We start from the raw sequence: 8074 nt of genomic DNA on the forward strand, positions 1-8074 counted from the left end.
GGTGGGGATCAGGCTTGACCTGAGACAAGGGCAAGGCTTGACCCCCGAGTGACTGGCCTAAATGACAAGTTCGTAATGTTCGACCCTGGGCGCTTGCGCAAAGAAGGGGCCGACGATGGCCCGCCATGCGGGGAACAAGGGTCCGCCGCGAAAGTGCTCGGTATGGTCCGCCAAGCTGGCCCATTCAATTTGCAGAATGTAGCGCTCGGGCGACTCGATGCCATGCTGGACGCGGGCGCTGATGAAGCCCTGGGCTTGCGAGATCACGCTGTTGATGCCATGCGCAATGGCGACTTCAAAGGCGGCCTGCTGGCCTGGCGGGATTTGAATTTCAGCGATTTCTAGAATCATTTTGGGCCTCGGGGTCAGTGATGCAGGGATGCTAACGCAGCCGCCGCTCCTTCTGCCGCCCGGGCTCTTAGGCGGCTTCCGCTAGCAGCTTTTCGACCAAAGCGTGCAAGGCGGCAAAGTCGGGCTCGCCGACATAGCGCTTGACGACCTCACCACGCTTGTTGATCAAAAAGGTGGTCGGTGTCAGCTGAACCTTGCCGAACTGGTGGGCGATCTTGCCGTTATTGTCGATCGCCACGCCGAAGGGCAGCTTGCGGCTCTCGGCAAAATTGGCGACAAAGGCCGGCGGGTCGTAACTCATGGCGACGGCCAAGGTATCAAAGCCACGGCCCTTGAACTTCTCGTGGGTACCAACGATTTGAGGCATTTCTTTGACGCAAGTGGTGCAACTGGTGGCCCAGAAATTGACCAACATGACCTTGCCCGCCCATTGGCTGGAGTCGACCCGGCTGCCATCCAGCAGCACGTAGTTGATGGCCGGGGCTCGTTCACGTGAGCCCAGGTTTTGATAGGCGAAGAATCCGCCGCCGGCCAAGGCCGCGACCAGTACGGGCACTAAAAATCGTTGCAACTTCATGATTGCAGTTTAGCGCGGCTACCAGCAGGGGGCGGCCCGCGAGGGCCTTGACTTACAGTCCTTTGGAGAGCTCGAACATCAGCACGGACGAAAGCGCGTCAGCGAGATGCAGGCGCGAGATGCGCGCCAAGCCGTCGGAGGTGGCGGTGGAGAGCTGGGTCAGATGTTGCTCGTTCAACACTTCGACGAAGCAAAAGTCCGGCACTTCCCGCATCACATCGGCAAACAGCAGTTCGAAGTCTTCACCCCGCAACGCACTCTCGAACACGATGCCATGGGGCAGGCCTTCTTGGCAGAACTGGGTTGCCTCGGCCATGCTGCCGGCCAAATCGACGATCAAGCCCATGTGTTGAATGGCGGCCTGAATCTGGCTGCGCAGCTCGCGTTGTTGGGAAATGATCAAGATGTGACTCCCCGCCAAGGGCTTGGAGTTGCTTGAGGGCAGGTATTCGGCCGCATGCTCGCTGCTGTATGCCGGCTTGTGTTCGATGGGGCGGGCCAAGCTGCGCTCTGCTTCACGGTCCGCCAGCCCCGCCGCTGTGCCCGGCTCGTCGCCGACCGTCTGCGGGAATTCAAGCGTCAAGACGGTAATGCCGGCTTCGTCCTCGCGCAGCGGCAGCACGCCCATGGTGAGCGCCGTTTGCTCCACCAAGCGCCAGGCCAGCGAGTTCAATACCTGGGGCAATTCCGTGGCGCGGGGGTCATCGAGCAGGTCGAGCGAACGGTGAGCGAAGCGGCACATCAGCCTGGCCTTGGCTGGCCAAGGGGTCAGGTCGAGGCGCAGATCGATGGAGCTGTGGGTGCTGGCCAAAGCCCAGTCCATCAGCGCATTCAGCAGCGCGAACAGCAGTGAGCCGTCGGCCATGATCTCGACCGGTTTCAGGATCTGCCGCACTTGAATGCCGCGAGCTTGGGTCTCGCGACTGCGCTGCGCCAGCACGCCGCGCAAGACCTGGGTCAGATGCATGCGCTCGCGCGTCAGCTTGACTCGGCCAGAAGCTAATCGCGCCAACTGCTGCCCCAACATACCGGCTTCGCGCGCTTGGCTGACACTTTCGCGCAGCGCACGGAGGTTTTGGCGATCGATCTGGCCGGTGCTGACAAGATCATGAATCCGTTCCAGCGCCAAACTCAGAGGTCCGGCAATCTCGGCGCCCAACTGCTGGACGATCTCGGTCCATTGCACTGGGCTCGGCTCGCCCGCCACATCATTGGCGGCCGCGCTGGCAGAGGCAGTTTTGGTGGACGGCGGAATTGACATGAGCATGCGTGTTGATCGTGCGGCGGCTATTGTTCTTTTGAGGGTTATTTTGGGCAAAATTCCCGCAACGGCCGCCATCGTCAACGCGATGCACGCCAGCGTCTATCCCCCGATCCGGGGGAGCAAGCGCTAAAAGTGAATTTAGTGCTGTTTGTGAGCAATTTCACACGGTCGCCGTGATGAATTGACCCTCAAGCGATCACGCCGGCCTGTAAGAGCGCTGCAATTTCGGCTTCTGTCCGCCCTGCCTCAAGCAGAAGTTCGCGCGTATGTTGCCCCAGCAGCGGCGGCGCATGGCGATAGGCGACCGGTGTGGCCGATAACTTGATCGGGCTGGCGACCAAGCGTAAGGCCGGGCTCAGTGGGTGGGGCATCGCGGTGACCATTTCGCGGGCCTGGACCTGGGGGTCGGCAAAGGCCTCGGCCAGGTTGTTGATGGCGCCACAGGGTACTTTGGCGGCTTCCAGGTCGGCCAGCCAGGCATTGCGGGGTCGGGTCTTGATCGCTGCGGCGATCATGGGCACCAGCAATTCACGCTGCCGTACGCGCTCGGCGTTACTGGAGAAGCGTGGATCTTGCGCCCAGGCCGGATAGCCGGCGATGGCACAAAACTTGGCAAACTGAGAGTCGTTGCCTATCGCCAAGATCAAATGCCCATCGTTGGCCTCGAAGACTTGATAGGGCACGATGTTCTGATGTGCATTGCCCATGCGGGATGGCGGCTGACCGGTGCAGAGGAAGTTGGCGCCCAGGTTGGCCAGCATGGCCAGTTGCGTATCCAGCAAGGCCATGTCGATGACCTGCCCCTGGCCGCGCAAATCTCGGTGCCGCAGCGCGGCCAGGATGGCGACGGCGGCATACATGCCGGTGAAAAGATCGGCGACGGCGACGCCTACTTTTTGTGGGCCGCCGCCTGGCAGATTGTCGCGTTCGCCGGTCACGCTCATCAGGCCACCCATGCCTTGCACGGCGTAGTCGTAGCCGGCCCGGTCTTTGTAGGGGCCGGTCTGCCCGAAGCCAGTGATCGAGCAGACGATCAGGCGGGGATTGGCTTCACGCAGACTGTCAGCGTCCAGACCATAGCGGGTCAGGTCGCCAACCTTGAAGTTCTCGACCAGCACGTCGACCCCGGCCGCTAGCTCGCGGATCAAGGCTTGGCCGGCCGGGCTGGCAATGTCGATCGCGATCGATCGCTTGTTGCGGTTGGCGCCCAGGTAGTAGGCCGCCTCGCTGGTGTCGGCGCCTTGCTCGTCTTTCAAATAGGGCGGGCCCCAGGCGCGTGTGTCATCGCCGCTGCCCGGTCGTTCGACCTTGATCACGTCGGCGCCAAGGTCGGCGAGGGTTTGGGTGCACCATGGGCCTGCCAGCACGCGGGACAGGTCCAGCACACGTATGCCGGCCAAGGACATGGGCAAAGCGGCGTCCGGTACGGCGGCGGGAATGGCAGGGCTGAGGGGGGCTTGGTCGCTTTGCATGAGATCGATTGTCTGACAAGCGCCGACCTGGCGCCTCCGATAATGGCCGCATGACTCCTCCTGCTTTGTATAGAACCATCGCCGGCGCTCGACGCCCGTTGGGTATTGTTTCGGCGCTGGTCTGTGCCGTGACGCTGGCTTCGAGCTTGGCGGCTTGTTCGCCTAAATTGGACTGGCGAACGGTGCATCCGGCCGACGCGGGCATCGGCGCGATGTTCCCCTGCAAGCCGGCGGTCAATAGCCGCCCTGCCACGGCCGCCGAGCCAGCGGCAATGGGCTTGGCCGAGTGCAAGGCGGATCAGTGGACGTTTTCTTTGGCCTGGGCCGATCTCGCCGACCCTGCCTTGGTCGGCCCGGCCTTGAGCCAGATGCCGCGCTCGCTGGCGGGCAAGCTGAATGCGCAGCCCGGTGCGGTTGAGCCACTGGCGGTGCCGGGCATGACGCCCAATCCAGCGGCCCAAATGCAACGCTTGTCGGGAGACAAGCAAAAGGCGCGCGTGGCCGTGTTTGCGAGGGGGCTGCGCGTTTATCAGGTGCTGATGTTGGGCGTACAAGACAACCCGGCCGCCTGGGACAGTTTTTTGACCTCCTTGAAGCTTGATTCATGAGGAGTTTGTCCCGCTTCGACGGGCTCGGTAGGCGACGCGAGTCTTCGACCTAAAACCTGCACCGATAATCAAGTCATGCCCGGTTTGCTCTTGATCGCCCACGCCCCGCTTGCCTCTGCGCTGAAGGCAGTGGCGGAGCATACTTTTCCGCATTGCGCTGTCCAACTGAACGTGCTTGACGTCACGCCGGATATGTCGGTAGAGGATGTCGAACGAAGCGCACGGTCGCTTTTGACGAGTGCAGATCATGCCGAGGTGCTGATCTTGACCGATGTGTTCGGTGCCACGCCTTGCAATGCGGCGCAGCGGCTGCAGAACGCAGCGGTGAGGGTGGTCAGTGGCGTCAATGTTCCCATGCTTTGGCGCTCGCTTTGCTATGTCAATGAGCCACTTGATGCCTTGATCGTGCGAGCCGTGCAAGGCGGAGCGGCAGGCATCATGCTGAACGAACTCCCTGTGAACCCCAATTCGGAAGCCTGAGATTCAATGATCAAGTCGACGCTCACCATCAGCAATAAATTGGGCCTGCATGCCCGCGCCTCCGCCAAGCTGACCAAACTGGCCGGCAGCTTTCAGTGCGAGGTGTTCATGAGCCGGAAAAGCCGCCGCGTCAATGCCAAGAGCATCATGGGAGTGATGATGTTGGCGGCCGGCATGGGCACGCAGGTCGAACTGGAGACCGAAGGCGTCGACGAACAGGCCGCGCAGGATGCCATCACCGCGCTCGTGAATGACAAGTTTGGCGAGGGCCAGTGAGCGGGCTCGGCCTGGCTTATTCGATGAAGTGACGCCGATAGCGGGCCGGCAATTCGGCCAAGCGCATCATCATCGGCAGATCGGCCGTGTTGAAGTCCGGGTCCCAGGCCGGAGCCCCAAGAATCCGAGCGCCGCAGCGCAAATAGCCCTTGATCAAGGGCGGCGCCTCGACACCGAGGTCGTGCCTTAGCTCGTCGACCGGCAGCGGCAGTCGGGGCTGCACCTGCCATTCGATACCGGCGAGGTGTGTCCGTTCCAACTGTTTCCAGAGGCTGGCGGCAAAGTGCCCGCCGTCACACATGCTGACGCTGGCGCAGCCCATCATGGTGTCCAAGTTGTTTCTCATCATGAACTCGGCCAGCGCGCCCCAGAGCAACATGATGACGCCGCCCGAACGGTGTGCCGGGTCAATGCAGGAGCGACCCAGCTCCACCATATTGGCTCGCAAGCCGCGCAGGCGGGTCAAATCGAACTCGGTTTCGCTGTAAAGACCGCCGGCCCTTTTGGCGGCGGCGGGGGTCAGCACGCGATAGGTGCCGACGACTTGACCGGGTCGATCGTGTTGGCCAAGCTCGCGCACCAGCAGGTGTTCGCAGAAAGGGTCGAAAGTGTCGATGTCATGGCCGGCCGGAGCGCCGTTCGGCAGCTTCAGGCGAGCGCCCATTTCTTCGGCAAAGACGCGGTAGCGGAGTTGCTGCGCTTCACGCACCTCGCCTTCGCTTGTGGCCCAGCAGACGTCTAAACGACCCGGCGCCGCGCCCCTTGTTGTCGCAAGTGGCTGCGGGGGCTCAATTTTGGCTTGGCGGAGATCGGAATACGGCAAGGTAGACAGCGGGATATCCCTCATGAGCGGCCTCGGTTTGGTCGTTAGTCGGCAGGCGCATGCTCGGTTGTTGTGGTGACGCTGCCATGACATGCGAATGACGATTCGATGACTCGACTCGGCAGCCTTGGTGGCTGCTAAAGTCGGCGCATGAGCTTTCAGGTTTTTGGCATCCCGGTCTCGCGCGGCGTGGCCATCGGCCGCGCGGTATTGGTCGCGTCCAGCCGCGTTGACGTCGCGCATTATTTTGTTGGCCCGGATCAAGTCGAGGCCGAGATCGAGCGTGCGTTTCGAGCCCGTGATGAGGTGGCCCGAGAATTCGAAACCCTCAAGCAAGATTTGCGTGGAGATACGCCGCAAGAGTTGGCCGCCTTGCTGGATGTTCACTTGATGTTGCTTCACGATGAGGCGCTGATCGGCGCTGCCACGCAATGGATCATTGACCGGCACTACAACGCAGAGTGGGCCTTGTCTGCGCAGCTTGAAGTGCTGGCACGTCAATTTGACGAGATGGAAGACGACTATTTGCGTGAGCGCAAGGCCGACTTGGAGCAGGTGGTCGAACGGATTTTGAGCGCCTTGGCGCGTGAGCAGGGTTTGGTGCCCGTTGACGCCGCCAGCGTGGTGCAGCGAGATTTTGCCGGGGAGGACCCCTTGTTGCTGGTTGCCGCCGACATCGCGCCGGCCGACATGATGCAATTCAAGCGCAGCGTCTTTCATGGGTTTATTACCGACATTGGCGGCAAGACATCGCATACGGCCATCGTCGCGCGCAGCATGGATATTCCGGCGGTGGTGGGTACGCGCGAGGCTTCTCGGCTGATTCGGCAAGATGATTGGATCATCATTGACGGTGATGCCGGCACTGTTATCGTTAATCCGTCGCCGATCATGCTGGAGGAGTATCGATTCCGGCAGCGCCAGAGTGAGCTTGAGCGGGCGCGGTTGGCGCGTTTGAGGCATACGCCGGCGGTGACGCTGGATGGCGAGCGGATTGAGCTTCATGCCAACATCGAACTGCCCTTGGATGCGCAGGGCGCGATCGAGGCAGGTGCCACCGGAGTGGGCCTGTTCCGCAGCGAGTTCCTGTTTATGAACCGGGACGGCGAGCTGCCGGGCGAAGATGAACAGTTCGCGGCCTACCGTGCGGCGGTTGAGGCGATGCGCGGCATGCCTGTGACGATTCGCACCGTCGACGTCGGAGCGGACAAGCCATTGGACCGCATGAGCGCCAGCGAGTTGCGGCATGAGCATGTGCTGAACCCGGCGATGGGTTTGCGGGCGATTCGTTGGAGCCTGGCTGAACCCAGCATGTTCAGGCAGCAATTGCGTGCCATTTACCGGGCCAGTGCGTTTGGAAAAGTCAGGCTGCTGATTCCGATGGTCGCCCACTTGCACGAAGTAAGGCAAATATTGGAGGCCGTAAAGAAGGTTCAGCAGCAGCTCAATGATGCGGGCCACGCCTACAGCCATGTTGAATTGGGCGTAATGATTGAAATCCCTGCAGCTGCGGTCATGCTTCCGTTGCTGCTTAGACACGTTGATTTCGTCTCCATTGGCACAAATGACCTAATCCAGTACACCTTAGCAATCGACCGCGCCGATGAGGCGGTGGCGCATCTCTATGATCCATGGCACCCGGCGGTGCTGCAATTGTTGGCGAGCTCAATTGGGCTCGCGCGAGCGGCCGGCAAGTCCGTCAGCGTGTGTGGGGAGATGGCGGGTGACCCCGCATTCACTGACTTGCTGTTGGCGATGGGTTTGCGAAGTTTTTCAATGCATCCTTCTCAAATCCCCTCGGTCAAGCAGCGCGTATTGAGGGCCGATGCGGGGCGCTTGGCAACCTTTATGCCTGAGATCATGGGGAGCGAAGATCCCAGGCATGAGGCGGAATTGGCGTTCGCACGGAACAAACCCGCCAGAGCTCTTCAGTAGCAGCAGGGGTCGAACCCGTGTGACATGGTGCGAACCGCATCGAGAAGTGCATTGAATCGGGTCTTGATCGAAGGGCGATTGCCATTTTTAGTGATCGGTCCCTGGTTTCGCCCTATTTCCATGCTAAAGTCGTGGGCTTCGCTGCTCTCCAACAGAACTTGTTTGGGATGTCAGTTGGAAAGAAGCCCGGAAGTAAATTATTTCCGAGGTGCTTGACGGATTTGAAGAAAATCAGTCACAATCCCGCTTCTGCGCTGCTAGCGACTTTTGAAAAGAAGTGTTGGCGGT

Annotated in this window: 10 protein-coding genes; 5 read left to right on the forward strand and 5 right to left on the reverse strand. The window is 61.0% G+C overall.

Features of this window, described 5'->3' with window-relative positions; translation table 11 throughout:
• Positions 1–57: 57 nt before the first annotated feature.
• The 3 genes from LNV07_RS09035 to LNV07_RS09045 all read right to left on the reverse strand — a co-directional run bounded on the left by LNV07_RS09035 (position 58) and on the right by LNV07_RS09045 (position 2195).
• Entirely contained in the window at positions 58–351 is a 294-nt protein-coding gene (locus LNV07_RS09035) for an antibiotic biosynthesis monooxygenase family protein (RefSeq protein WP_263570824.1), read from the reverse strand.
• Between the two features lie 67 nt (positions 352–418).
• A complete protein-coding gene (locus LNV07_RS09040) occupies positions 419–928 on the reverse strand; it encodes a TlpA family protein disulfide reductase (protein ID WP_263570825.1) in 510 nt (169 codons plus the stop codon).
• 52 nt (positions 929–980) lie between these two features.
• Positions 981–2195, reverse strand: a complete 1215-nt coding sequence (locus tag LNV07_RS09045) for a sensor histidine kinase family protein (protein WP_263570826.1) — start codon at positions 2193–2195, stop codon at positions 981–983.
• On the opposite strand from LNV07_RS09045, the gene LNV07_RS09050 reads away from it, so the two are divergent.
• Entirely contained in the window at positions 2188–2322 is a 135-nt protein-coding gene (locus LNV07_RS09050; protein ID WP_263570827.1) for a hypothetical protein, read from the forward strand. The two genes, LNV07_RS09045 and LNV07_RS09050, sit on opposite strands and share 8 nt — an antisense overlap.
• Before the next feature lie 58 nt (positions 2323–2380).
• Here the strand turns inward: LNV07_RS09050 and LNV07_RS09055 are convergent, their stop codons facing one another.
• A complete protein-coding gene (locus LNV07_RS09055) occupies positions 2381–3598 on the reverse strand; it encodes a CaiB/BaiF CoA transferase family protein (protein WP_263570851.1) in 1218 nt (405 codons plus the stop codon).
• A 116-nt stretch (positions 3599–3714) separates the two neighbouring features.
• Here LNV07_RS09055 and LNV07_RS09060 point away from each other — a divergent pair, with 116 nt between their 5' ends.
• The 3 genes from LNV07_RS09060 (at position 3715) to LNV07_RS09070 (ending at position 5028) form a co-directional block, all read left to right on the forward strand.
• Positions 3715–4272 carry a hypothetical protein gene (locus tag LNV07_RS09060; protein WP_263570828.1) on the forward strand — a complete coding sequence of 186 codons (558 nt, stop codon included), beginning with the start codon at positions 3715–3717 and terminating at the stop codon, positions 4270–4272.
• Between the two features lie 75 nt (positions 4273–4347).
• Positions 4348–4752, forward strand: a complete 405-nt coding sequence (locus LNV07_RS09065) for a PTS sugar transporter subunit IIA (protein WP_263570829.1) — start codon at positions 4348–4350, stop codon at positions 4750–4752.
• Positions 4753–4758: 6 nt separating this feature from the next.
• On the forward strand, positions 4759–5028 hold the full coding sequence (locus LNV07_RS09070) for an HPr family phosphocarrier protein (RefSeq protein WP_263570830.1): 270 nt from the start codon (positions 4759–4761) through the stop codon (positions 5026–5028).
• Between the two features lie 16 nt (positions 5029–5044).
• Here the strand turns inward: LNV07_RS09070 and LNV07_RS09075 are convergent, their stop codons facing one another.
• Complete coding sequence (locus tag LNV07_RS09075; RefSeq protein ID WP_263570831.1) at positions 5045–5875, reverse strand: GNAT family N-acetyltransferase; 831 nt, start codon at positions 5873–5875, stop codon at positions 5045–5047.
• 126 nt (positions 5876–6001) lie between these two features.
• On the opposite strand from LNV07_RS09075, the gene ptsP reads away from it, so the two are divergent.
• Positions 6002–7786 carry a phosphoenolpyruvate--protein phosphotransferase gene (gene ptsP, locus LNV07_RS09080; RefSeq protein WP_263570832.1) on the forward strand — a complete coding sequence of 595 codons (1785 nt, stop codon included), beginning with the start codon at positions 6002–6004 and terminating at the stop codon, positions 7784–7786.
• Positions 7787–8074: the final 288 nt, after the last annotated feature.

The sequence above is a fragment of the Roseateles oligotrophus genome, assembly GCF_025717515.1.
GTDB lineage: Bacteria > Pseudomonadota > Gammaproteobacteria > Burkholderiales > Burkholderiaceae_C > Paucibacter_A > Paucibacter_A oligotrophus.

Excerpts from the sequence above, each read along its gene's own strand:
- LNV07_RS09075 (WP_263570831.1), bottom strand. The coding sequence starts at position 5,875 with ATGAGGGATATCCCGCTGTCTACCTTGCCGTATTCCGATCTCCGCCAA.
- LNV07_RS09065 (WP_263570829.1), top strand. The coding sequence starts at position 4,348 with ATGCCCGGTTTGCTCTTGATCGCCCACGCCCCGCTTGCCTCTGCGCTG.
- LNV07_RS09050 (WP_263570827.1), top strand. The coding sequence starts at position 2,188 with ATGAGCATGCGTGTTGATCGTGCGGCGGCTATTGTTCTTTTGAGGGTT.
- LNV07_RS09045 (WP_263570826.1), bottom strand. The coding sequence starts at position 2,195 with ATGCTCATGTCAATTCCGCCGTCCACCAAAACTGCCTCTGCCAGCGCG.
- ptsP (WP_263570832.1), top strand. The coding sequence starts at position 6,002 with ATGAGCTTTCAGGTTTTTGGCATCCCGGTCTCGCGCGGCGTGGCCATC.
- LNV07_RS09060 (WP_263570828.1), top strand. The coding sequence starts at position 3,715 with ATGACTCCTCCTGCTTTGTATAGAACCATCGCCGGCGCTCGACGCCCG.
- LNV07_RS09040 (WP_263570825.1), bottom strand. The coding sequence starts at position 928 with ATGAAGTTGCAACGATTTTTAGTGCCCGTACTGGTCGCGGCCTTGGCC.
- LNV07_RS09070 (WP_263570830.1), top strand. The coding sequence starts at position 4,759 with ATGATCAAGTCGACGCTCACCATCAGCAATAAATTGGGCCTGCATGCC.
- LNV07_RS09035 (WP_263570824.1), bottom strand. The coding sequence starts at position 351 with ATGATTCTAGAAATCGCTGAAATTCAAATCCCGCCAGGCCAGCAGGCC.
- LNV07_RS09055 (WP_263570851.1), bottom strand. The coding sequence starts at position 3,598 with ATGTCCTTGGCCGGCATACGTGTGCTGGACCTGTCCCGCGTGCTGGCA.